Origin of the sequence: Xenorhabdus bovienii (assembly GCF_024721015.1) — a bacterium.
In the GTDB taxonomy this organism is placed as follows: Bacteria; Pseudomonadota; Gammaproteobacteria; order Enterobacterales; family Enterobacteriaceae; genus Xenorhabdus; species Xenorhabdus bovienii.
This window is the reverse complement of sequence record NZ_JANAIF010000058.1, coordinates 1-23410: the sequence shown is the minus strand read 5'-3', so window position 1 is coordinate 23410 and position 23410 is coordinate 1. Positions and strand designations below refer to the sequence as shown.

Annotated in this window: 22 protein-coding genes; 4 read left to right on the top strand and 18 right to left on the bottom strand. The window is 46.1% G+C overall.

Features of this window, described 5'->3' with window-relative positions:
• Positions 1-143 precede the first annotated feature (143 nt).
• Both NXS07_RS14510 and mutS read left to right on the top strand, forming a co-directional pair.
• Positions 144-530 carry a hypothetical protein gene (locus tag NXS07_RS14510; protein WP_051862933.1) on the top strand — a complete coding sequence of 129 codons (387 nt, stop codon included), beginning with the start codon at positions 144-146 and terminating at the stop codon, positions 528-530.
• Between the two features lie 379 nt (positions 531-909).
• The gene (gene mutS / locus NXS07_RS14505; RefSeq protein WP_258087011.1) at positions 910-3471 is read left to right on the top strand and encodes a DNA mismatch repair protein MutS; all 2562 of its coding nucleotides are present in this window, start codon (positions 910-912) and stop codon (positions 3469-3471) included.
• 166 nt (positions 3472-3637) lie between these two features.
• Here mutS and rpoS read toward each other — a convergent pair whose 3' ends face one another.
• From rpoS to cysJ, 15 genes are all read right to left on the bottom strand, one after another.
• The gene (rpoS, locus tag NXS07_RS14500) at positions 3638-4633 is read right to left on the bottom strand and encodes an RNA polymerase sigma factor RpoS (RefSeq protein ID WP_238126787.1); all 996 of its coding nucleotides are present in this window, start codon (positions 4631-4633) and stop codon (positions 3638-3640) included.
• 53 nt (positions 4634-4686) lie between these two features.
• Positions 4687-5745 (bottom strand): murein hydrolase activator NlpD, encoded by a 1059-nt coding sequence (gene nlpD, locus NXS07_RS14495; protein ID WP_258087010.1) that lies wholly within the window; start codon positions 5743-5745, stop codon positions 4687-4689.
• Between the two features lie 151 nt (positions 5746-5896).
• Positions 5897-6523 (bottom strand): protein-L-isoaspartate(D-aspartate) O-methyltransferase, encoded by a 627-nt coding sequence (locus tag NXS07_RS14490; RefSeq protein WP_038180999.1) that lies wholly within the window; start codon positions 6521-6523, stop codon positions 5897-5899.
• A complete protein-coding gene (gene surE / locus NXS07_RS14485) occupies positions 6517-7281 on the bottom strand; it encodes a 5'/3'-nucleotidase SurE (RefSeq protein ID WP_038217555.1) in 765 nt (254 codons plus the stop codon). The genes NXS07_RS14490 and surE overlap by 7 nt, the downstream gene beginning before the upstream one ends.
• Positions 7259-8308: a tRNA pseudouridine(13) synthase TruD gene (gene truD / locus NXS07_RS14480; protein WP_258087009.1), complete on the bottom strand. Its 1050-nt coding sequence runs from the start codon at positions 8306-8308 to the stop codon at positions 7259-7261. The genes surE and truD overlap by 23 nt, the downstream gene beginning before the upstream one ends.
• Positions 8309-8310: 2 nt before the next feature.
• Positions 8311-8784 carry a 2-C-methyl-D-erythritol 2,4-cyclodiphosphate synthase gene (ispF, locus tag NXS07_RS14475; RefSeq protein ID WP_038217561.1) on the bottom strand — a complete coding sequence of 158 codons (474 nt, stop codon included), beginning with the start codon at positions 8782-8784 and terminating at the stop codon, positions 8311-8313.
• Positions 8781-9560 carry a 2-C-methyl-D-erythritol 4-phosphate cytidylyltransferase gene (gene ispD, locus NXS07_RS14470; protein ID WP_258087008.1) on the bottom strand — a complete coding sequence of 260 codons (780 nt, stop codon included), beginning with the start codon at positions 9558-9560 and terminating at the stop codon, positions 8781-8783. Before ispD ends, ispF begins: the two co-directional genes overlap by 4 nt.
• A gap of 5 nt (positions 9561-9565) precedes the next feature.
• Positions 9566-9886 carry a cell division protein FtsB gene (ftsB, locus tag NXS07_RS14465; protein ID WP_038181024.1) on the bottom strand — a complete coding sequence of 107 codons (321 nt, stop codon included), beginning with the start codon at positions 9884-9886 and terminating at the stop codon, positions 9566-9568.
• 155 nt (positions 9887-10041) lie between these two features.
• On the bottom strand, positions 10042-10659 hold the full coding sequence (cysC, locus tag NXS07_RS14460; RefSeq protein ID WP_258087007.1) for an adenylyl-sulfate kinase: 618 nt from the start codon (positions 10657-10659) through the stop codon (positions 10042-10044).
• Positions 10660-12102 carry a sulfate adenylyltransferase subunit CysN gene (gene cysN, locus NXS07_RS14455; protein ID WP_038217564.1) on the bottom strand — a complete coding sequence of 481 codons (1443 nt, stop codon included), beginning with the start codon at positions 12100-12102 and terminating at the stop codon, positions 10660-10662.
• Positions 12103-12113: 11 nt separating this feature from the next.
• Positions 12114-13022: a sulfate adenylyltransferase subunit CysD gene (cysD, locus tag NXS07_RS14450; RefSeq protein ID WP_038225256.1), complete on the bottom strand. Its 909-nt coding sequence runs from the start codon at positions 13020-13022 to the stop codon at positions 12114-12116.
• 10 nt (positions 13023-13032) lie between these two features.
• Complete coding sequence (gene cysG, locus NXS07_RS14445; protein WP_258087006.1) at positions 13033-14493, bottom strand: siroheme synthase CysG; 1461 nt, start codon at positions 14491-14493, stop codon at positions 13033-13035.
• Positions 14494-14743: 250 nt separating this feature from the next.
• On the bottom strand, positions 14744-15478 hold the full coding sequence (locus tag NXS07_RS14440) for a phosphoadenylyl-sulfate reductase (RefSeq protein ID WP_038202549.1): 735 nt from the start codon (positions 15476-15478) through the stop codon (positions 14744-14746).
• Positions 15475-17205: an assimilatory sulfite reductase (NADPH) hemoprotein subunit gene (gene cysI / locus NXS07_RS14435; protein WP_038202552.1), complete on the bottom strand. Its 1731-nt coding sequence runs from the start codon at positions 17203-17205 to the stop codon at positions 15475-15477. Before cysI ends, NXS07_RS14440 begins: the two co-directional genes overlap by 4 nt.
• A gap of 1 nt (position 17206) precedes the next feature.
• Positions 17207-19009 (bottom strand): NADPH-dependent assimilatory sulfite reductase flavoprotein subunit, encoded by a 1803-nt coding sequence (gene cysJ / locus NXS07_RS14430; RefSeq protein WP_038202570.1) that lies wholly within the window; start codon positions 19007-19009, stop codon positions 17207-17209.
• A 258-nt stretch (positions 19010-19267) separates the two neighbouring features.
• On the opposite strand from cysJ, the gene queD reads away from it, so the two are divergent.
• Positions 19268-19630, top strand: coding sequence for a 6-carboxytetrahydropterin synthase QueD (gene queD / locus NXS07_RS14425; RefSeq protein ID WP_038217577.1), 363 nt, complete (start codon positions 19268-19270; stop codon positions 19628-19630).
• Positions 19631-19666: 36 nt separating this feature from the next.
• Here the strand turns inward: queD and queE are convergent, their stop codons facing one another.
• The gene (queE, locus tag NXS07_RS14420; RefSeq protein ID WP_038196593.1) at positions 19667-20338 is read right to left on the bottom strand and encodes a 7-carboxy-7-deazaguanine synthase QueE; all 672 of its coding nucleotides are present in this window, start codon (positions 20336-20338) and stop codon (positions 19667-19669) included.
• 168 nt (positions 20339-20506) lie between these two features.
• Between queE and NXS07_RS14415 the strand changes: the two genes are divergently transcribed.
• Positions 20507-21895: an amino acid permease gene (locus NXS07_RS14415; protein WP_046337517.1), complete on the top strand. Its 1389-nt coding sequence runs from the start codon at positions 20507-20509 to the stop codon at positions 21893-21895.
• A gap of 67 nt (positions 21896-21962) precedes the next feature.
• Here the strand turns inward: NXS07_RS14415 and NXS07_RS14410 are convergent, their stop codons facing one another.
• Together NXS07_RS14410 and NXS07_RS14405 are read right to left on the bottom strand one after the other, a co-directional pair.
• Complete coding sequence (locus NXS07_RS14410) at positions 21963-22793, bottom strand: endonuclease/exonuclease/phosphatase family protein (RefSeq protein WP_258087005.1); 831 nt, start codon at positions 22791-22793, stop codon at positions 21963-21965.
• A 312-nt stretch (positions 22794-23105) separates the two neighbouring features.
• The coding region (locus tag NXS07_RS14405) for an IS30 family transposase (protein ID WP_258087004.1) at positions 23106-23410 on the bottom strand (305 nt) is incomplete at its 5' end.

Genomic DNA, 23410 nt, shown 5'->3' with positions numbered 1-23410 from the left:
TACCGTGGAGTATGAGCTAAATACTCTATTGGAAGGTTATGGTGCTAAATTTGCAATTAATTTTTCTTGATTACTTAGTAATTTCTTCCACGTAATCTTCAAAAATTCATGCTACCAATCATCAATGAAAATGGGTTTTTGGATTGGATAGGGTTAAAATAGATAAACTGAAAAATAGGGATATTACTGCTTTGCTTTCAAAATATGCAATGAAAAAGCAAGATAAACAAACTCTTGCTTCCTTAAAACAACTTGATAATCGTGCCGTATTAGGTTTTTTTGCCATCGCCTTGATACTCGGCATGATAGGCGGTAAAAAGCTGGCCAGAAGCGTCCTTGTCCTTTGGCCTCTCTATAGCGTTATCTATATAGTGATGTTCCGAAAGCTATCCCAACGCCTTCACGATAGCGGTCTTCGCGGCCTGGTCAACTTTGGCAACTCATACCCTTTCTATCAGTTCTGCTGGGTAGTTATTATCTTTGCGATGTTCTTTCTCTTTTTGTTTCTCATTCATTTAATTATGCTGTAAACACCATTTACTCAAAACTATCTGATTAAATATAAGAATATTACTCATGATGAATTTTTAGGAGTAAAAATAAAATCGAGTCGCTTCCCAATCCTCATCAATAGCCAAAAAATCCTATACATTCTCAATTGCAATCCTGATAGCCTACCACCTAAACTTTCCCTGTCACGTTTTGCCATACTTGGTCACTGCTGGCTGGTTTGAAGCCTTAATGATCACACCGATTATCAGTGATAAGATAACGTTTTCGCCTAGGATGAGGTTCATTAGCGTTCCATCCTTAGCTGATTATATTTAGGTTTTGTCATTTTAGATGGGTTGGCTGAGCGTCGATGGCCCAACTGAGTCAACAGGAATAGTAAAATTGAATGCGATCAATATGAAAGAATCACCAGCAAAGGATTTAGACAGTCATACTCCCATGATGCAGCAGTATCTGCGCCTGAAAGCTCAGCATCCTGACATTTTGCTGCTTTATCGGATGGGGGATTTTTATGAACTGTTCTTTGACGATGCCAAAAAAGCCGCTAAGTTACTGGATATTTCTCTGACCAAACGCGGGCAATCCGCAGGCCAGCCCATTCCGATGGCGGGGGTTCCTTATCACGCAATCGAAAACTATCTGGCAAAACTAGTACAGCTCGGTGAATCAGCGGCGCTCTGCGAACAAATAGGTGATCCTGCCACCAGCAAAGGCCCGGTTGAACGTAAAGTTGTGCGCATTGTCACTCCCGGTACGGTAACCGATGAAGCCCTGCTGCACGAACGTCAGGATAATCTGCTGGCCGCTATCTGGCATGATAGCCAAGGGTTTGGATATGCCACGCTGGATATCACCTCCGGCCGCTTCCGCGTCTCTGAAATGGCAGACGAAGATACCATTGCCGCCGAGCTTCAGCGTACCCACCCTGCAGAGTTGCTCTATCCCGAAAGCTTTGGCCCCATGGCACTGATTGAACGCTGTAATGGCCTGCGTCGTCGCCAGATGTGGGAATTTGAACTCTATACAGCAAGGCAGCAACTGAATTTGCAATTCGGTACGCGTGACCTGATCGGTTTTGGGGTGGAAAAATCTACGTTAGCACTGCGCGCGGCTGGCTGCCTGCTGCAATATGTTAAAGATACCCAGCGTACCGCCCTGCCCCATATCCGCAATATTACGGTAGAACGCCAGCAAGAAACGGTCATTATGGATGCTGCAACCCGCCGCAATCTGGAATTGACCCAAAATCTGGCGGGTGGTACTGAAAACACACTGGCTTCTGTACTCGATCAATGTGTGACACCCATGGGCAGCCGCATGCTGAAACGCTGGCTGCATACCCCGATTCGCGACAGAAACGTGCTGGAAAACCGCCAACAGGCCATTTCAGCTTTACAAGAGATTGGCTTTGAATTGCAGCCGTTTTTACGTCAGGTTGGTGATTTAGAGCGTGTACTTGGCCGTCTTGCTCTTCGCTCCGCCCGTCCTCGTGATCTGGCCAGAATGCGCCATGCTTTCCAGCAATTGCCCGATATTCATCAGATCATGGCATCATCTGATTCACCTTATATTCAGGCACTGCAACAGCGTGTCGGTCATTTTGATGAATTACAGACGCTGCTGGAGAAAGCCGTTGTCGAAACTCCTCCCGTTCTGGTACGTGACGGCGGTGTCATTGCCCCGGGTTACCATGCCGAACTGGATGAGTGGCGTGCATTAGCCGATGGCGCCAGTGATTATCTGGACAGGCTGGAGATCCGCGAGCGTGACAAACTCGGCATTGATACGCTGAAAGTCGGCTTCAATGCGGTTCATGGTTACTATATTCAGGTCAGCCGTGGGCAAAGCCATTTAGTCCCGATTCATTATGTACGCCGTCAAACGCTGAAGAATGCAGAACGCTATATCATTCCTGAATTAAAGGAATATGAAGATAAGGTGCTGACTTCCAAAGGCAAGGCTCTCGCCATCGAAAAAGCGCTATATGAAGAGCTATTCGATCTGCTGCTGCCTCATCTGGCTGAACTGCAAACTAGCGCAGAAGCACTGTCAGAGCTGGATGTGCTGGCAAACCTTGCTGAACGCGCTGAGACGCTAAACTACACCTGCCCGACACTGAGCGATAAAACCGGTATTCAAATCACGGGTGGACGCCATCCTGTCGTTGAACAAGTCTTGAGTGAACCCTTTATCTCAAACCCATTAACGCTTTCGTCACAGCGTCGTCTGCTGATCATCACGGGGCCGAATATGGGGGGTAAAAGTACCTATATGCGTCAGGCCGCCTTGATTACGCTGCTGGCGTATATCGGCAGTTTTGTTCCTGCCGAGAAAGTGCTAATTGGGCCTGTAGACCGCATTTTTACCCGCGTGGGAGCTTCCGATGATCTGGCATCAGGACGTTCTACCTTTATGGTGGAAATGACCGAAACCGCCAATATTCTGCATAATGCGACAGAGCATAGTCTGGTCTTGATGGATGAGATCGGGCGCGGTACGTCCACTTATGATGGTCTGTCTCTTGCATGGGCCTGTGCGGAAAGTCTGGCCAATCGCATCAAGGCGATGACGTTATTTGCCACTCACTATTTTGAGCTGACGGCGCTGCCTGAAAAACTGGAAGGTGTGGTTAATATCCATCTGGATGCTGTCGAGCATGGCGATACCATTGCCTTCATGCACAGTGTACAAGAAGGTGCGGCAAGTAAGAGTTATGGACTGGCCGTCGCCTCTCTGGCAGGAGTTCCCCGTGATGTCATTAAACGAGCGCGCCAGAAATTAAAGGAGCTGGAATCTCTCTCCAACAATGCGACGGCAGGCCACGTCGATACACCGCAGTTGACACTGCTGACGGAAGAGGCATCTCCGGCAGTTGAAGCGTTGGAAAATCTGAATCCAGATACATTGACACCACGTCAGGCACTGGAGTGGATTTATCGTCTGAAAGATATGGTGTAACAATGAAGTCTAATACCCGTCTGTTAGAACCAAGAAAGATAAAAAATAAAAGATAAATAAAAGGTGGGCTTATTTAGCCCACCTTTTGGTTAAACCATAATATCTCTTTCATCTTTCAAGTTGCTACTTTATTAGTTGCAACTTGAAATCTATTGGATATAAATATTTAAGTGCGGAATAATGATTCAATATTCAAGCCTTGAGTATGCAGTATGTCTCTGAGACGGCGCAAACCCTCAACTTGAATCTGACGGACTCTTTCCCTTGTCAAACCGATTTCTCGGCCAACATCTTCTAATGTTTCTGCTTCGTACCCAAGCAACCCAAAACGGCGAGCCAAGACTTCACGCTGTTTTGCATTCAGTTCAAACAACCACTTCACAATGCTTTGCTTCATATCATCATCCTGAATGGTTGTTTCTGGCCCTGAGTCATTTTCATCAGATAAAATATCCAGTAAGGCTTTATCTGAATCCCCACTTATTGGTGTATCAACAGAAGTAATGCGTTCGTTAAGCCGCATCATACGGCTCACATCATCAACCGGTCTATCCAGTTTTTCCGCAATTTCTTCGACACTGGGTTCATGATCCAATTTATGGGCTAACTCTCTTGCAGTACGTAAATAAACATTTAATTCTTTGACAATATGAATAGGCAGACGGATCGTACGTGTCTGATTCATAATAGCCCGCTCAATTGTCTGGCGGATCCACCATGTTGCATACGTAGAAAAACGAAAACCTCTTTCAGGATCAAATTTTTCCACCGCACGAATAAGACCAAGGTTACCTTCTTCAATGAGATCCAAAAGTGCCAACCCTCGGTTACTATATCGACGAGATATTTTAACTACCAACCGCAAATTACTCTCAATCATACGTTGGCGAGCAGCAATATCTCCCCGAAGTGCCCGTCTTGCGAAAAAAACTTCTTCCTCTGCTGTCAGCAGAGGTGAGAAACCAATCTCTCCGAGATAAAGTTGTGTTGCATCGAGAACCCGTTGGTTAACCCCTTGCAACAAATCCAAATCTTCATCAACATTGGTTAAATCATCCCCGTCTTTCAGCAACGCTTCATCAAAGTCATCGGCTTCCATGCCATGTTCGTCTAAATCCGCCTCATCATACAACTCATTAACTTTAAGCGTACTTTGGCTCATCAGCTGCTCCTACCCATGATAATGCGGGCAGGAATTCAGAATCCTGCCCTGGTTTATCGCTGCGGAAGATGACGCAGCGGGTTTACGGATTTTCCCTTGTAACGAATCTCAAAATGTAATTTGACTAAACTTGTTCCAGTACTACCCATAGTGGCAATTTTTTGCCCCGCCTGGACATCCTGCGAATCACGAACCAGCATGGTATCGTTATGAGCATAGGCACTCAGGTAGTCATCGTTATGTTTTATAATTATGAGATTTCCATATCCACGTAATGCGTTTCCGGCATAAACTACTTTCCCACTGGCAGTTGCAAAAACGGGCTGACCACGACTACCCGCAATATCAATGCCTTTATTCCCACCCTTAGAATCCGAGAAGCCTTCAAACACTTTCCCTTCCGCAGGCCATCCCCAACTACTGCTACTACTGCTGATGGTGCTGCTAGGACTTATGTCTGTTGCCGGAGGTGATTTCATAGCGGAATTTTCGCTAACAGAAATTGTTTTTCTTGGCAACATCTTTTCGGAACTCTGTCTATCAATGTTTGCAGGATACGCATTACTTTTTTGAAAATCAACCTGCTCAATTTTAGATTGGGTGCTATTTGATGCTAGTAATACACCGTTACTGGAGTTTACATTACCCATTCTCAGGACTTGGCCAACATTGAGGTTATAAGGCTCTGAAATGTTATTTCTGTGAGATAAATCACGAAAATCAATGCCTGTAATCCATGCAACATAGAACAAAGTATCGCCACTTTTGACCGTATAGGTGCTGCCGCTATAGCTTCCTTTAGGAATATTCCCATAATTGCGGTTATAGACGATCCGTCCCTGATGTGAGCCATTTTCAACAGCACGATTCACTAAATAACGATTTTCCGAAGCACGATGCTCTGATGAACGATTTACTGAAATGGTTGAAGGGGAAGATGATATGGGTGTCGAGATGGACGAGGTTCTGGAAGGGATCCCTCTATTTTGTTCCTGCTTATCAATACTCACTATCGGCGCTGGACGATCCGATGTATTGCTACAGCCTGCCAGCATCACTCCCATAACAGAGCTTATCCACTTTATTTTTTTCACTGAGTTTCCTAAATTCATACCTTATTCCCCCGTAAAGGCAAATATAAGTTTTAAGCATAATGATTTATAAAGAAATTTCGAATTACAAAAGATTTAAGGCAAAATATTTTGCTTAACTTCAGAAAAAATGACAGCCAATTTAAAAATAATGACAAAATAAATTAGCAGATTATGCTAGTTCGCCTTGAATTAGGGGTACAAAACGGACAGATTCGATCACTTCGCTGTGAAAATCACTGCCATAACGATGTACCACTTTAAGCGACTGAGAGCGCTCCCCCACGGGCAAAACCATCACTCCGTTATCTGCAAGTTGATACAACAGAGCCTGTGGAATTTCGGGCGGCGCTGCCGTGACAATAATTGCATCAAATGGCCCTTTTGACGGCCATCCATTCCAGCCATCACCGTGGCGGGTTGATATGTTGTGTAAATCAAGCTGCTTCAACCTGCGTTTAGCCTGCCACTGCAAACCTTTAATACGCTCCACGGAGAAGACGTGTCTGGCCAGATGGGCGAGTATCGCCGTCTGGTAACCAGACCCCGTTCCAATTTCCAGCACATTGGCTTCAGGAGTTAAGCTCAACAGTTCTGTCATGCGGGCAACAATGTAAGGCTGGGATATGGTCTGCCCATGTCCAATAGGCAGTGCCGTATTTTCATAAGCTTTATGAGCCAAAGCTTCATCAACAAAACATTCCCGAGGAACTCTGGCTATAATTTCCAGCAAGTGCTCGTCCTGTATTCCTTGCTGGCGTAATTGAGTCAGCAAATTTTTCATTGACCGACTTAGCATTCTCCCATATCCCCGACTTTTACCAACCAATCGTTGATTAATTCCTGCGCCTTATAAGCGGTTAAGTCCACCTGTAAGGGAGTAATGGAGACAAACCCGTCTTCTATCGCTGCAAAATCTGTTTCTGACCCTGCGTCATGTTTCTCGCCAGGAGGCCCTATCCAGTAAAGCATGTTACCTTTGGGATCTTCCAAGGCGTAAACTTCTTTAGCAGCGCACCGACTGCCGCATCGTGTTACCCGAAAACCTTTGATCTGCTCAATAGGAACGTCAGGCACATTGATGTTCAGAATATTACCTGCCCTTAAGGGGAATTTTTGCAGCAGATTCAATAGGCGCATTGTAACTTCTGCAGCTGTTTCATAATGTTTATCACCATTGAGTGACACCGCCAGCGCCGGCAATCCTAAATGACGCCCTTCCATCGCGGCAGCCACTGTGCCGGAATAAATCACGTCATCACCAAGGTTGGGACCACAGTTGATTCCTGAAACCACAATATCCGGACGAGGAAGAACCAGGCGATTAACGCCCAGATAGACACAGTCCGTCGGTGTACCTTCCTGAACGGCAATATCACCATTATTCAGCGTATTGATACGCAAGGGACGATCCAGCGTTAAGGCATTCGATGCTCCGCTGCGATTACGATCAGGTGCGATCACCTGAACATGATAGTGTTCCCGCAATCTGGCCGCTAAGGTTTGAATACCCGGTGCAGTGACACCATCATCGTTACTCAGCAATATCCGCAGCATTATTTTGATCCTGATTGATAAGTTCTCTGACGACACTGGTTGCAAAACTGCCTGATGGCAGTGAAAAATGGAGGGTGACAGTTTGCTCATCCAACCATTCCCAGTTCAGGTTGAGTGGTTGCACCAAGATTGCCCTACGCACACTTTCCACGCGTTCACGTTTGACCAATGACCATAGTGATGCGTAATCTAACAGGCAATGCTGTTCGAAATCCAATGCCTGATGCTGAGTACCCAGCGCTTTGTCGCCAGGCAAAGGTGCTGTTATCTGCAATTCACCATCCATGATTCGTTGCTGTAATACAGGCAGTTCAAGTTCATCTGCAACAAACCAGCTACCGCGTCCCGTTAGCTGTAGGGCATCCCCGTTCAATACCTGCTGGTGCGTATCCTGAGCGATCCGCAGACTGGCAATGGTATTAAACATGGCACTGCGGCTGGCAGAAAGGTAAAAACTGCGGCGGCTGCGTTCTTTGACCTGGATTTCATTATCCGCCCAGCGCTGCGCCTGAACAAGATTTTGCCCATCCCGCCCGAAACGCTGTTCACCAAAATAATTCGGCACACCTGCCTGTGCAATCTGCTGCAAGCGTTTTTCCACAGATTGCCTGTCAGAAATTTGCCTCAATACAAGAGTGAAATCATTACCCTTCAAGGCACCAATCCGTAGTTTGCGTTTTTGGCGAGAAGTGGTCAAAACTTCACATCCTTCCAGCTGGAACGCAGTTAAATCCGGATCTTGTTTTCCTGGCAGATGCACGCAAAACCACTGATCTGTGACTGCGTTACGGTCTTTTAATCCCGCGTAACTGACAGAGCGCGCCGGTATTTTGGCAAAACGAGCAAGGTGATCAGCAACAAACTGGGTGTTACATCCTATCTTGCGGATATGTATCATTAAATGTTCGCCTTCTCCATCAGGAGAAAATCCTAAATCTTCACGAACAATAAAATCTTCTGGTGAGGCTTTAACTACGCCAGTCGCTTCTGGCTGCCCATAAAGCCAGTGTAATTCACTTAATGTCATACTTATTCCTTCACCAGCAAAGCCACGGCTTCGCAGGCAATACCTTCTTTACGGCCAACAAATCCCAGTTTTTCAGTCGTTGTTGCCTTAACGTTAATATCATCCATATGGCATTCAAGATCTTCTGCCAGATTGACCCGCATCTGAGGAATATGCGGCAGCATTTTCGGCGCTTGAGCAATAATGGTGATGTCAAGATTACCAATCCGATAGCCTTTTTTACGGATACGGCGATAGGCTTCCTTCAGCAGTTCACGGCTATCCGCACCTTTAAAGGCCGGATCGGTATCTGGAAACAGTTTACCGATATCTCCCAGTGCCGCCGCACCCAATAAAGCATCCGTAGCCGCATGCAGGGCCACATCACCGTCGGAATGGGCGATCAGCCCTTGTTCATAAGGAATGCTAACACCACCGATGACCAGAGGCCCTTCTCCGCCAAATTTATGCACATCAAAACCGTGTCCAATTCTCATACGATATGTTCCTTTGATTTTCGGGAGAGGTAAAACTCCGCCAATGCCAGATCTTCCGGCTGAGTGACTTTTATATTGTCTGCCCGTCCATGTACCAGCACAGGGTGATAGCCACAATATTCCAGTGCCGAAGATTCGTCCGTGATACACGCTTGTTCTGCAAGCGCTTTTGCCAGGCAGTCACGTAATAGCTGTAAGGGAAATAACTGCGGGGTCAGAGCATGCCAGAGGCCTCTGCGATCAACGGTATGATCAATGGTGGATGGTTTTTCCTCGGATGGCATCACCATGCGCTTCATGGTGTCCCTGACAGGAGCAGCCAGAAGCCCGCCACAGACAGCCGGAGACGGTGCACTTCTATTGATGAGCTGTAGCAGATTATCGAGATCATCACGATGTAAGCAAGGGCGGGCAGCATCATGTACCAAAACCCAAACTGAACTGTCTGTCGAAAGGCTCGCCAGATAATCCAGCCCTGCCAGTACCGAATCAGCCCGCTCCGATCCTCCCACCACTGTGGTTATTCGTGGGTCAGAGGCAATCGCAAGCCGCCCGAATTGATTATCAGCAGAGTTCAGCGCAACAATGACTCGCTGTATGCGGGGATGTTCAAGTAATGCTGCCAATGTATGTTCAATAATGGTTTTACCAGCAAGCGGGAGGTATTGTTTTGGGCAATCTGATTTCATCCGGCTACCGATCCCCGCAGCAGGGATCAATGCGACAATATCGGCAAGAGAAGTATCAGCAGGAGAATGAAATATTGGGTTATTCATTTTGATTATTGTTTACTATTTTCTTTCAAAGATTGTTGCGCATTGTGTTTAGAGGTATCAGGCACCAGACGGTAAAAAGATTCTCCCGGCTTAATCATACCCAATTCATTACGAGCACGTTCTTCAATCGCTTCTTGACCTTTTTTCAGATCTTTAATTTCAGCAAATAGCTGGTTGTTACGTGCCCTAAGGGTAATATCAGCACTATTCCGCCTGGCAACCTCATCTTTAACCCACACATAATCGTGAATACCATTTTTGCCGAACCACAGCGAGTACTGTAACCAGCCGAGTAAAACCAATAATAGTAGCGTTAGTTTGCCCATCTCCTCCCCCTGAAAAACCCGCTAATCATCCCACAACTGAGGGAATGACGCCACTATCACAAAACGTGATGGAAAAGTACTGGATGAGATGAGTGTAGAAACACATTATTCTACTCGCAATAATGTGTTTCTTAACGGCTCAGTGGGTATGGTAATCAAATAGGCAGAAAGCCGTGGTTGTGCAGCGCAGCAAGCAATTTTTCTATCAATGATTCAACAGGCAGTGAGCCATCTAAATAGATGTCGGGCTGTTCTGGCACCTCGTAAGCTGAATCAATTCCCGTGAAGTTAATCAGCTCCCCTGCTCGCGCTTTTTTATACAAGCCTTTCGGATCACGGGCTTCACATATCGCCAACGGCGTATCCACAAAGACTTCAATAAATCGATCTTCCCCCATCAATTCACGTAGTTTTTGCCGTTCAGCTCTATGAGGAGAAATAAACGCCGTTAAGACTACTAGCCCAGCATCAACCATCAATTTTGAGACTTCTCCGATACGCCGGATATTCTCTCGTCGTTCAGTTTCAGAAAATCCCAAATCGCTGCACAAGCCATGACGCAGATTATCCCCATCCAATAAATAGGTTCTGATTCCCCGCGAAAACAGTGCCTGTTCCAGTGCGCCTGCAATCGTAGATTTCCCTGAACCAGACAATCCGGTGAACCAGATGACTAAAGCAGGATGGCCATTCACCGCTTCCCTTTGCTTTCTGTCCAACGTATGTGAATGCCAAACAACATTGGAAAACGTGTGTTCCTTGATCTGAGACACTTATTTACCTCCCAGTAAATCACGCGCACCCCAGTGTGGAAAATGACGGCGAACCAATCGATTGAATTCCAGTTCAAACTCGCTGTACTCCTTCGGCTCTTCGTAAACTTCGGTTTGAATTTCACGTACCAGACCCGCACCGACAGTTACATTGGTCAGACGATCAATCAGGATGATGCCGCCGGTATCGGCGTTTTGCGGGTAACTATCGATCAGCAGTGGCTCATCAAATGAGAATTCCACCAGCCCAATGGCATTCAGGGGCAATTCAACCGCCACTTTTTGCGTCAAGTTGGTGATATCCACCTGATATTGAACATTATCGACTTTCCCACGGCTTTTTTTGCCAGCAACCTTGATATCCAGGCTTTGCCCCTGGATCAGCGGCTGCTCAGACATCCATACGACATCCACCAATGCATGACGTGCTACGGTCATGTGATCTTCAACGGCAATCAGCAGGTCACCACGGCTGATATCAATTTCATCTTTCAACACGACGGTGATCGCCTCACCAGGTACAGAAAATGGCAGATCTCCGTCAAAAGTTACAATCCGTTCTATGGTGGAAATCACACCTGAGGGCATGACTTTGATTTGCTGGCCTTGACGTAAAATACCCGATGACAGTGTGCCACTGTACCCGCGAAAATCGAGATCAGGGCGATTGACATATTGCACCGGAAAACGCAGGGGCTGATCCATTGCTTTTTTCTTCACATCAACGGTTTCAAGAGTATCCAGTAAAGTTTCCCCTGTATGCCATGCCATTTTTTCGCTGCGACTGACGATATTGTCCCCCTCCAGCGCCGAGATAGGTACGAAATAAATGTGCAGGTCAGTCGGTAATTGGCCGGCAAAATCCCAATAATCCTGTTTGATCTGTTCATAAATATCCTGTCGATAATCCACCAGATCCATTTTATTCACCGCCACGACCAAGTGACGAATGCCCAACAGGGTACTGATAAAACTGTGTCGACGTGTCTGCTCCTGCACGCCTTTTCGCGCATCGATCAGTAAAATGGAAAGATCGCTGGTTGAAGCTCCCGTTGCCATATTACGGGTATACTGCTCATGCCCCGGTGTATCCGCGATGATGAATTTGCGTTTTTCCGTGGAGAAATAACGGTATGCCACGTCAATGGTGATACCTTGTTCCCGCTCGGCGGCAAGACCATCCACCAATAACGCCAGATCCAGTTTCTCACCTTGTGTTCCCAGCCGTTTGCTGTCGTTTTGTAATGTCGCAAGCTGATCTTCATAAATTTGGCGGGTATCGTGCAGTAGGCGGCCAATTAATGTGCTTTTGCCATCATCTACGCTACCGCAGGTCAAAAAACGCAGTAGTCCCTTTTCCTGCTGTATCCGCAGGTAGGCTTCCACCCCACCCTGCTGTTTGATCTGGCTGGCGATGGTTTCATTGTGTGCAAGTGCGGGCATATCTGGCCTCCTCAAAAATAACCCTGACGTTTTTTCAACTCCATCGAACCGGACTGATCACTGTCGATAAGCCGTCCCTGCCGCTCACTGGTTGTCGATATCAACATTTCTTCTATGATTTCCGGCAGCGTTTCGGCTTCTGATTCCACAGCGCCAGTCAGTGGCCAACAGCCAAGTGTTCTGAAGCGAACTTTTCGCTGGCTGATGACTTCACCTGATTTCAGATCGATACGAGCGTCGTCAACCATAATCAATGCACCATCACGCTGAATGACCGGACGGGGTTTGGCGAAGTAAAGGGGGACGATGTCTATCTGCTCCAGATAGATGTATTGCCAGATATCCAATTCAGTCCAGTTGGATAACGGGAATACGCGGATGCTTTCCCCTTTGTTGATCTGGCCGTTATAGTTACGCCAGAGTTCTGGACGCTGGTTCTTGGGGTCCCAACGATGGGAACGATCACGGAATGAGTAGATGCGCTCTTTGGCCCGGGATTTTTCTTCATCACGCCTTGCCCCACCAAATGCCGCATCAAATCGATATTTATCCAGAGCCTGTTTCAGCCCTTCCGTTTTCATGATGTCGGTGTGTTTTGCACTGCCATGGATAAAGGGGTTAATTCCCAGTGCTTCACCTTGTGGGTTACGATAAACCAGCAATTCAAAGCCGTATTTTTCCGCTGTATGATCACGGAAGTCATACATTTCACGGAATTTCCATCCCGTATCAACGTGCAGCAAGGGAAAGGGCAGTTTCCCGGGATAAAACGCCTTGCGCGCGAGATGCAGCATCACCGAGGAATCTTTACCAATAGAATAAAGCATGACGGGATTGGCAAATTCGGCAGCCACTTCGCGAATAATATGGATGCTTTCAGCTTCGAGTTGCTGCAAGTGTGTCAGTTTTTTTTCGTCCATTGACCGCTCCTTATACGAGATCAATAACAGCAGGGCGACTTATTTGAGCAACAGATTGTTTTTGATCAACAGACTGTTGCCCGAACCATGCTATCTGGTGGTGGAGTTGAGCCACCTCTCCCACCACCAGCAATGCAGGCGATGGTGCTTTCTGTGCTAACCGTTCCAGCTCGGACAAGGTTCCGGTCAGCACCTGCTGTTCTGGACGAGTTCCGCAGCCGATCACAGCTACTGGGGTATTGGCATCTCGTCCATGTGAAATCAATTTCTGGCTGATAAGGGCGGCTTTTATGATACCCATGTAAATTGCCAGTGTTTGATTGCCCCGCGCCAATGCAGGCCAATCCAGTTCATCGCCATTTTCACGGCAGTGCCCTGTAATAAAGGTGACACTTTGGGAGTGCTCTCTGTGTGTCAGTGGAATACCGGCATAAGCAGCAGCGCCCACCGCCGCGGTAATACCGGGTACTACCTGAAAGGTAATCCCCGCTTCAGCGGCAGCCTGCAATTCCTCTCCACCGCGACCGAAAATGAATGGATCGCCCCCTTTCAAACGAACCACTTTTTTACCCTGACGCGACAGTTTAATGATTAATGCATTAGTCTCTTCCTGAGCCACTGAGTGATTCCCTGCCCTTTTGCCAACACAGATTTGATCTGCATCGCGGCGTACCAATTCCAGAATCTCTGCACTGACCAGATGGTCATAAAGCACAACGTCAGCCTGCTGAATCACTTGTAAACCTTTTAAGGTCAGCAATCCCGGATCGCCCGGCCCTGCTCCTACCAAAGCCAATTCGCCCTGTTTGCTGGATGACGCGAGTTGTTCATTGACCCGTTGTTCATCGATCAATTGTTCATCGAGTTGTGCTTCTGCCTGCTGTAATTGCCCATTAGCTACCAATGTGGCAAAACGCCCATTCAAGGCTTTTTCCCAAAAATGGCGCCGCTGGCGTATGGAAGTCAGACGCTGTTTCACGCGCTCACGCCAGCGCCCTGCAATCTCGGCCATGATGCCAAGATGAAAGGGCAGTAGAGATTCCAGTTTTTCTCGCAGCAATTTCGTCAGTACTGGGGATTTTCCTGCGGATGAAATCGCTACCATAATCGGGGAACGATCAATAATTGAGGGGAAAATAGCAGAACAAAGCGGTTGATCATCCACCACATTGACTAAAATAGCGCGGGCATTGGCCTCAGTAAAAATGTGCTGGTTCAAATCGTGGTCATCCGTCGCGGCAATCACTAAAAATACGCCATCGAGATATTCTGTCCGAAACCCGCCCTGCTCCCATGCAAATTCCGCTTTTTGATAGCGTTGTTGCAGCTCAAAATGCAATTCAGGGGCGACTATCGTTAACGCAGCACCCGCACGCAGCAACAGGCTTGCCTTACGAGAAGCCACCTCTCCACCTCCGACCAGCAATACGGGTCGGGATTTTAACTCAACAAATAAGGGTAAATAGTCCACGGTGACATGCCATCCAGTGTTAGAGTCTTCTCATAATTTTTTATTATTATGATTATTAGAGAATGAATATATGAGGCTGAGATCCGGTTATGAAATGACAAAAAGGAATTATTAGTTCCTGAATCGCATAAGCTGAATTTTTTAGTCTGTTATAGCGTTAACTATGCGAAATATTTAGGGTAAGGGCAGGCCACACCTCTTTTTTAAGCGGTGCAACCCAATAGAAATCCCTGTCATCCGTCATATTGGCTTAACTTTCGTGCAAACCACACTCACGTTTTAAGCCAAAAAAGCGGGTTTGCTCTTCGCTCATGCCCGTCTGCCACTTTTGAGTTGTATGGGTATCCCCTACCGAGAGGTAGCCCTGCTCCCACAGCGGATGGTATTCAAGACCCTGCTGCGCCAAATATTGATGCACTCGGCGATTATCCCAATCAACAATAGGCAGGATTTTGAAAACATCGCGCTGAACAGCCAGCACAGGTAAATTAGCGCGACTTTCCGATTGCTGACGGCGTAATCCTGCAAACCAGCTTTGTACATGCAGTGATTTCAATGCTCGGTTCATCGGATCAACTTTGTTGATCTGGTTATAGCGCTCAATGCCTTCTATTCCCTGTTCCCACAATTTGCCATAACGCGCTTCCTGCCAGGCAGGAGAATGTTCTGCACGGAAAATCCTCACATTCAGCTTGAGTTTGTCAGTCAGCTTATCGATAAATTGGTAAGTTTCGGGGAATAAATAACCGGTATCCGTGAGGATCACGGGAATATCAGGATATTCCCGTGTCACCAAATGCAGGCAGACGGCGGCCTGAATGCCAAAACTGGAAGAAAGCACGAATTCGCCAGATAAGTGTTCCAATGCCCAGCTAACGCGCTGGCGGGCATCCAGCAATTCCAGTTGTTGATTGATGTCAGCCAATGCTTCGGCGCGCTGCCCGTGGTTCAATGCCAGCAATTCTGCTAAATGAAACTGGCTCATAACGCCTCCTGCCAGTCGTAAAAATCAAGGGCTGAGTTCAGGACAGGTTTGATGATGTCGGCACGAACCAGGAAATCCCCAAAGCATTCATGGGTATTGCGTTCCGCTGACCAGCGACCAATCAATTCATCCAGTATCACCAGGATCTCTGCTGAAGTGATATTCTCCCTGTACATGCGAGGAATTCGGCTGCCAACCCGGTTTCCACCGAGATGAAGGTTATAGCGATCCTGAGCTTTACCTACCAGCCCTATTTCTGCCAGCATCGCCCTGCTGCATCCATTCGGGCAGCCCGTCACACGCAGGACGATATGTTCGTCAGAAACACCGTGTTTTTCCATTAATGCATCGACATAATCGATAAATGTCGGCAAGAAACGTTCGGCTTCCGCCATCGCCAATGGGCAAGTTGGAAATGAAACGCACGCCATGGAATGGTGACGCAGGAATGTCACGCTATTATCTATTAAGCCGTGTGTGCGGGCGATTTCTTCAATGCGTGCTTTTTCGCTTTCGGGTACTCCCGCCACAATCAGGTTTTGATTGGCCGTCAGACGGAAATCACCTTTGTGGATTTTCGCAATTTCCGCGATCCCCGTTTTTATCGGTTTGTTGGGGTAATCCAACAGACGACCATTCTCAATAAACAAAGTCAGGTGCCATTGATCATCAATGCCTTTCAACCAGCCAATTTGATCCCCCCGCCCCGTAAATTCATACAGACGAATGGCCTCAAAGTGCACACCTGCCCGCTTTTCTACTTCCTGTTTAAAGGTTTCGACACCCACTCGTTCAAGGGTATATTTGGTCTTGGCATTTTTTCGTTCAGTCCGGTTGCCCCAATCACGCTGTGTCGTCACCACGGCTTCCGCAATCGACAATGTGTGTTCCAGTGGAATAAAGCCAAACTCACTCGCCAGACGAGGAAAAGTGTTCTTATCACCGTGGGTCATAGCTAATCCGCCACCCACCAGCACGTTAAAGCCGATCAATTGGTCATTCTCTGCAATGGCGATAAAATTCAGGTCATTGGCATGGAGATCGACATCATTTTGTGGCGGGATAACCACTGATGTTTTGAATTTTCTAGGCAGATAAGTTGACCCAAGAATAGGCTCTTCATCGGTAGTCGCTACTTTTTCTTTATCCAGCCAGATTTCGGCATAAGCGCTCGTGCGTGGCAGTAGGTGTTCCGATATTTTTTTCGCCCATTCATAAGCCTGCTGGTGCAAAGCCGACTGCACCGGATTTGATGTGCAAAGTACGTTACGGTTGACGTCGTTGGCCGTTGCCAATGAATCCAGCCCCATTTTTGCCAGCAACTGATGCGCGGGTTTGAGGTTATTTTTCAAAATGCCATGAAACTGGAACGTTTGTCGGTTGGTCAACCGGATGCTGCCGTATAGGGTGTCTTCTGTCGCAAACTGATCAATACCCAGCCATTGAGTGGGGGTGATAATGCCTCCCGGCAAGCGACAACGCAGCATCATGGCGTGACGGGGTTCAAGTTTTTGTTCCGTCCGCTCCGCTCTGATGTCACGGTCATCCTGTTGATACATACCGTGGAAACGGATCAGGAGAAAGTTATCCCCCTCAAATCCGCCTGTCAGCCCATTTTTTAAATCTTCGCTGATCGTTCCCCGCAAATAGTCGCTATCTAATTTCATGCGTTCACTGTCAGCGAGTTTACCTTCAACCTTCAAAGGACCTTGCTTTTCATTGCTCATATTAGTAAACATCCCTCTGATAACGGCGCTCAAGGCGCAGTTCACTCAAGAATTCATCAGCCTGTTCAGCATCCATGCCACCCTGTTGTGAAATGATATCCAGCAATGCCTGCTCCACATCTTTGGCCATACGATTGGCATCACCACAGACATACAAATGTGCACCATCCTGAACCCAGCGCCAGATTTCTTTTCCCTGCTCACGCAGTTTGTCCTGTACATAGATTTTGTGTTGTTGATCCCGTGACCATGCCAAGTCAATGCGGGTCAGCAAGCCATCTTTGGCATAGCGCTGGAATTCAACCTGATAGAGAAAATCTTCAACGAAATGTGGATTACCAAAGAACAACCAGTTTTTGCCTTCAGACCCCTGATTGTCACGCTGTTGCAGAAATGCCCGAAACGGTGCAACGCCCGTACCCGGCCCAATCATAATGACAGATGTCTGAGGATCAGCGGGTAAGCGGAAGTTATCGTTATGTTCGATAAAGATGCGGATGTTGTCGTCTTCCTGCAATCGATCTGCCAGATAACCCGAGGCGCCACCCGTACGGGTACGCCCTTCTATTTCATAGCGAACCACCCCAACCGTAACGTGTACTTCATTTTCAACTTCAGCCTGTGAGGAGGAGATGGAATAGAGACGTGGTGTCAAGGGACGCAGTAAGTCGATAAATTGCTGGGCTTCTGGATGTAAGGCCGCTTGTCTGACCATATCCACAATAGGCGTTTTTTGTGCGTACTGTTGTAATGCCTGTTTGTCAGCAATTAAAGCGAGAAGTTTTTGATCTTTCGCCAATACCGCATATTTCTCAACAATTAACCCCGTATTCTGGGTCAGCTCAACATGGCTAAGCAGCGCCTGACGCAGTGGCAGTGATTTTCCGTGCACATTAACCAGCTCAGATCCTGTCAGCCAAAGCAATTCAATCAATTCATCCACCAGTGCCGGATCATTTTCAAACCAGACACCCAGCGCATCTCCGGGCTGATAATGCAGGCCGGAATTCCCCAGATCAATTTCAATATGGCGAACATCTTTGTCTGAACCGCGTCCTGTTATTCTTTGGTTGGTCAAGAACGAAGCGGTCAGTGGTGCGTCTTTGGTATAAGGGCTGGAAATGATTTCACTGACAGAACCCGCTTGAGTGGCAGTGATGCCAGCTTGTGTCTGAGCTGGCAGGCGCTGTTTTAAAACTTCCGTTATTTGTTGACGCCACTGTGCTGCCTGTTCTTGATATTCCACATCGGCATCAATACGCTCCAGTAATCGTTGTGCGCCCAGTTCATTCAGGCGATGGTCAAAGTCTTTACCAGCCTGACAGAAGTTTTCATAAGAGGTATCCCCCAGACCAAATACGGCATAAGCCGTCTCTTTCATTGATGGCGCTTTTTTGGAATTCAAATATTTATACAGTGCCACCGCTTCTTCGGCAGGTTCACCTTCACCTTGTGTCGAAGCAATAATAATCAATACCCGTTCTTGTGCGATTTGCTTGAATTTATAATCGCCCGCATTAACCAAGTTCACATTTAGCTTTTCCGCCAACAACGAGTCTCTGAGTTGCTCGGCTAAACGACGGGCATTTCCTGTTTGTGAGGCAGAGATCAGTGTGACAGTTTCCGATATAGGGGCAGCTGGTGTAACGACTTCAGTTTGTGGCTTTTGATTTACCATTCCCCAGAAATAGCCCGATAACCACGCCAGTTGATGTGGAGAAAAATCACCGATTGCAGATTGCAGACGTGATAATTGTTCAGGAGAAACCGGTAATAATACAGTTGAAGGTGGTTTTGTGGTCATGATCCCGTGCCCTTTGCTATAGCCAATATCCATGATGTAGAAATCTATACATGGATTAATCATAAGGTTATCCCAGAATAAGATGAGATTTTAAAGAAAGGTTTGCAATATCTCATAACTAAAATGCCTAACTTTATTTACAGATTTCATATATCGATAAAGTCGTTAAGCGTTGTGCTTTATTCCTCCAGAAAAATCACGTTATGCTTGTAAAGTTCAGGTAGAATAGCCGGCCTTTTGGAATCAGAGAAAAGCATCATGAGCACTACCATCTTTAAAGATTTTCAATTTGAAGCGGCACATCGCCTGCCACATGTTCCTGAAGGACATAAATGTGGACGTCTGCATGGACACTCATTCATGGTACGTCTGGAAATTACCGGAGAGGTTGATCCTCTTAGCGGATGGATCATGGATTTTGCCGATGTAAAAGCCGCATTTAAGCCGATTTGGGAACGGCTCGATCACAATTATCTCAATGAAATTCCTGGGCTGGAAAATCCAACCAGCGAAGTTTTAGCTAAGTGGATCTGGGAAAAGTTAAAACCAACTCTGCCCCAACTCAGTGCCGTCATGGTAAAAGAGACTTGTAGCGCAGGTTGTATCTATCGTGACGAATAGAACACTCAGCACCAGATTCTGGTGCTGAGTGAAACATCAGGCGATATTTAAGTATTTGTGTGTCTGCATCGAAAAACGCCAGTTACGGGCAATACAAGTTTCAATACACAGGCGGGTTGCTTCTTCTTTCTGACTGATGGGCTGTAAGGCAATAACCGGATCTGCCTTTTCATCGAGCATCGTCAGCAGTTCATCCAATGCTTCAATATCGCGCTCCCTTCCAACTGGGTGCTTGATTTCATTCGCACGGTTCATGGCTTCAGGTAATACCTGATATCCGCCACGCATTTTCACTTTCGGTGAAACTGTGACCCACGTTTTTTCAGAACACTGGATCGCATGTGTACCACTGGTTTCTATCTGACACTGATAGCCTTCACTTTCCAATGTTTCGGTCAAAGGACGCAGATCATACAGACACGGTTCACCCCCGGTAACGACGATATGGCGCGCCGTATAACCCTGACGGATGAATAAGTTAATAATTTGTCTTGCAGTGGCTGCTCCCCATGTATCACTATCCTGCGATTTCACTAGGATGTTTTCCATAGGCTGTTGTTTATCAGCCTCTTTTTCCCACGTATGTTTGGTATCACACCAACTGCACCCTACCGGACATCCCTGTAAGCGGATAAAAACCGAAGGCACACCGGTAAACACGCCTTCTCCCTGCAAAGTTTGAAAAATTTCATTTATTGGGTAAATCATAAAAAAACTCTGGTTTTACTAAACTGCCGGGTATTATTACAGATATCTATCCCGCGAACATCCATCTTTATGGTATTGTACGGGGTTGCTTTTGCTGGTATTTGACACCAGACAGAGCATTGTATGCCTGAAATACTCTTTGGCATGAAAGATAGATGGGAATAACGAATGCAACATAATGAAAATCAGCTTAAACAGGGCCTGAGCGTGCGGCATATTCGCTTTATGGCTTTAGGCTCTGCAATAGGCACTGGGCTGTTTTATGGCTCGGCAGCGGCGATTCAGCATGCTGGCCCTGCTGTATTGCTGGCCTATTTAATCGGCGGTGCTGCCGTATTTATGGTGATGAGAGCACTTGGCGAAATGGCCGTTCACCATCCCGTTTCCGGTTCTTTTTCACAATATGCCAGCCATTATCTGGGACCATTGGCCGGCTTTCTGACCGGTTGGATTTATGTTCTTGAAATGCTGTTTGTTTGTCTGGCTGATATCACCGCATTCGGCATGTATATGAGGCTATGGTTCCCACACGTTGATCAATGGATTTGGGTGCTGGGTATTGTATGTTTTATCGGTGCCCTGAATCTGTGCCATGTAAAAATCTTCGGTGAAATGGAATTCTGGCTTTCTATCGTCAAAGTTACCGCCATCATTGCTATGATCATTGGCGGCATCATAATTATGATCTACGGTTTTGGTCAATCAACTGAACATGCTACCGGTATTTCCAATTTATGGGAGCATGGCGGCTTCATGCCAAATGGTATCAGTGGAGTGATTGCCTCATTTGCGATTGTTATGTTCGCTTTTGGTGGCATAGAAGTGATCGGTATCACTGCCAGTGAAGCGAAAAACCCAGAAAAAACAATTCCTAAAGCAATCAATGCCGTTCCATTCCGTATTTTGATCTTCTATGTCCTGACGCTGTGTATTCTGATGTGCATCTATCCATGGAATCAGATTGATCAGAATGCAAGCCCATTTGTACAGATTTTTTCCAATCTGGGAATTAATTCAGCAGCGAATATTTTAAATGTCGTCGTGATTACTGCCGCTATTTCAGCCATCAACAGCGATATTTTTGGTGCAGGTAGAATGATGTACGGCATGGCTCAGGAAAGACAAGCTCCTGAAGCATTCAAGAAACTGACCCGTAATGGTGTACCATGGATGACCGTGCTTGTCATGACTATGGTTCTATTACTTGGCGTATGGCTGAATTTCTTGATCCCTAATGATATTTTTATCCTTATCGCGTCTGTTGCAACATTTGCAACCGTCTGGGTATGGCTGATGATTTTAATTTCTCACGTTGCCATGCGCCGCCAAATGAGTGCAGAAGACATCAAGTCATTGAAATTTCCCGTTCCAATGTGGCCAATTGCGCCTGCAATTACGATCGTTTTCATGGTCGGTGTCATCGTATTGCTCGGTTATTTTGAGCAAACAAGGGATGCTCTATATGTTGGGATAGGTTGGGTGTTAGTCCTCACACTGGCTTATTCCTTCTGTGTGAAGAAGAAATTATCAACAGATCATCGCTCTACTAACCAATAAGACTTGAAAAAGTGTCGGTACGTTAGAGCTGCCGGCGCTTTTTTTTCTCCAGCATTTCCTCCATCGTTTATAAAGAAAAATTGACAATTAATGGATTGTGATCAGAAGCCATTGTAGTTAAGACTGCCGCATTTAACACTTTCAATTCACGATAAAAAACAAAATCTAATGGTTTGCCAAAAACAATCGTTCTGTGATCATCATTAAAATAGACTTCTTTCAATTGCATACGCTGAGCAAAACGCACCAATACTCTCAACCGCCGACGGCTCCACGCATTAAAATCCCCAGCAAAAATCACGGGTCCATGATGCAAATTGATATGAATACCAATGTTATTCAATTGCCGACTGTAAACGTCAACACCAAGGCTAAAATTGATCGCATGCACGTTTATCACCATCAATTGACGATCATCTGGTAATGGATAAATCGTAATCAGTGAAGATTTTGAGAGTCGCAGTATCGGCTCTTTTTCACGTAATGGGTAACAATAGACGGGAGAAGAAGATGCTAAGGTCATTACGCCAGATGGATGCTGAGGGATGGAAAATGCCGGGACTTGATCTGCAACTAAACCACTGGCTGTAACGAATTTCAGTAAATCAGGCGTCGTTTGCGCTTCCTGCAATAAAATAAGCTGGCTGCTCTCAATCAAAGAACCCAAAACCTCTTGCCATGATGGACGCTGCTGTTTGTAAATATTCCAGATGGCAACGCAAAGTTCATGATTGCGGGCTGGTAACGGTTGCCCATGTGGTAATGAGTTGTCTTCAAGTAATCGTTTAGAGGTGGGTAAAACTAGCTCTACGGGCTGGTCTGCAACATACCGCATTGCATAGTTTTTTTGGGCAGAGTTTTTCTTAGCGTGCCTCCTTCTTGCATAGCTTCTAACCAAGTTAACCCCCGTCACATATCAACAACCTATTCATCTAATATGACATGTCAATTATTGATTTCAATCTATTACGTACAAAAACCCAATATATCGGCATAACAATATATTAATAGAACATTTAATAACGCAGAATTAGAATCATGTTGATATTAAATTGGATATAAGAATATAAATTAATATATTCCATTTTTATGGAATATATAATTATTGGCGATTAAAACTATTAAAAAAAACAATATGATAATATGGCTTATATTGCCAATTAAATATATAAAATAAATTAATTTATTTTATATAACTTGGATTCACATGTTAAGCGCAACACCGTAATGAACGAAGTAAATGAGTGGGTATTCCTTTAAATAACTCATTCGGTGTTTTGTAATCTCGTGTTTTACGAGGGCGATTATTTAATCGGTTTGCCACAAGGTTAATCTCCAACTCTGATACCTTATTAAAATCAGTTCCTTTTGGGAAGTAATCTCTGATTAATCCATTCGTGTTCTCATTTATCCCTCTTTCCCAGGGGGAATACGGGTGAGCAAAATAAATTTTTGTCTCTAAATTTTTACTGATCAGTTCGTGTTCGGCAAATTCGAGGCCGTTATCAAAGGTCA

What these genes read in the sequence shown, in the direction of transcription:
- nlpD (WP_258087010.1), bottom strand. Translation starts at nt 5,745, where the DNA reads ATGAATTTAGGAAACTCAGTGAAAAAAATAAAGTGGATAAGCTCTGTT.
- NXS07_RS14415 (WP_046337517.1), top strand. Translation starts at nt 20,507, where the DNA reads ATGCAACATAATGAAAATCAGCTTAAACAGGGCCTGAGCGTGCGGCAT.
- ftsB (WP_038181024.1), bottom strand. Translation starts at nt 9,886, where the DNA reads ATGGGCAAACTAACGCTACTATTATTGGTTTTACTCGGCTGGTTACAG.
- queE (WP_038196593.1), bottom strand. Translation starts at nt 20,338, where the DNA reads ATGATTTACCCAATAAATGAAATTTTTCAAACTTTGCAGGGAGAAGGC.
- rpoS (WP_238126787.1), bottom strand. Translation starts at nt 4,633, where the DNA reads ATGAGCCAAAGTACGCTTAAAGTTAATGAGTTGTATGATGAGGCGGAT.
- cysN (WP_038217564.1), bottom strand. Translation starts at nt 12,102, where the DNA reads ATGCCCGCACTTGCACACAATGAAACCATCGCCAGCCAGATCAAACAG.
- ispD (WP_258087008.1), bottom strand. Translation starts at nt 9,560, where the DNA reads ATGAATAACCCAATATTTCATTCTCCTGCTGATACTTCTCTTGCCGAT.
- truD (WP_258087009.1), bottom strand. Translation starts at nt 8,308, where the DNA reads ATGACATTAAGTGAATTACACTGGCTTTATGGGCAGCCAGAAGCGACT.
- mutS (WP_258087011.1), top strand. Translation starts at nt 910, where the DNA reads ATGAAAGAATCACCAGCAAAGGATTTAGACAGTCATACTCCCATGATG.
- cysJ (WP_038202570.1), bottom strand. Translation starts at nt 19,009, where the DNA reads ATGACCACAAAACCACCTTCAACTGTATTATTACCGGTTTCTCCTGAA.
- surE (WP_038217555.1), bottom strand. Translation starts at nt 7,281, where the DNA reads ATGCTGCGGATATTGCTGAGTAACGATGATGGTGTCACTGCACCGGGT.
- NXS07_RS14490 (WP_038180999.1), bottom strand. Translation starts at nt 6,523, where the DNA reads ATGCTAAGTCGGTCAATGAAAAATTTGCTGACTCAATTACGCCAGCAA.
- NXS07_RS14440 (WP_038202549.1), bottom strand. Translation starts at nt 15,478, where the DNA reads ATGAGCCAGTTTCATTTAGCAGAATTGCTGGCATTGAACCACGGGCAG.
- cysI (WP_038202552.1), bottom strand. Translation starts at nt 17,205, where the DNA reads ATGAGCAATGAAAAGCAAGGTCCTTTGAAGGTTGAAGGTAAACTCGCT.
- queD (WP_038217577.1), top strand. Translation starts at nt 19,268, where the DNA reads ATGAGCACTACCATCTTTAAAGATTTTCAATTTGAAGCGGCACATCGC.
- cysD (WP_038225256.1), bottom strand. Translation starts at nt 13,022, where the DNA reads ATGGACGAAAAAAAACTGACACACTTGCAGCAACTCGAAGCTGAAAGC.
- ispF (WP_038217561.1), bottom strand. Translation starts at nt 8,784, where the DNA reads ATGAGAATTGGACACGGTTTTGATGTGCATAAATTTGGCGGAGAAGGG.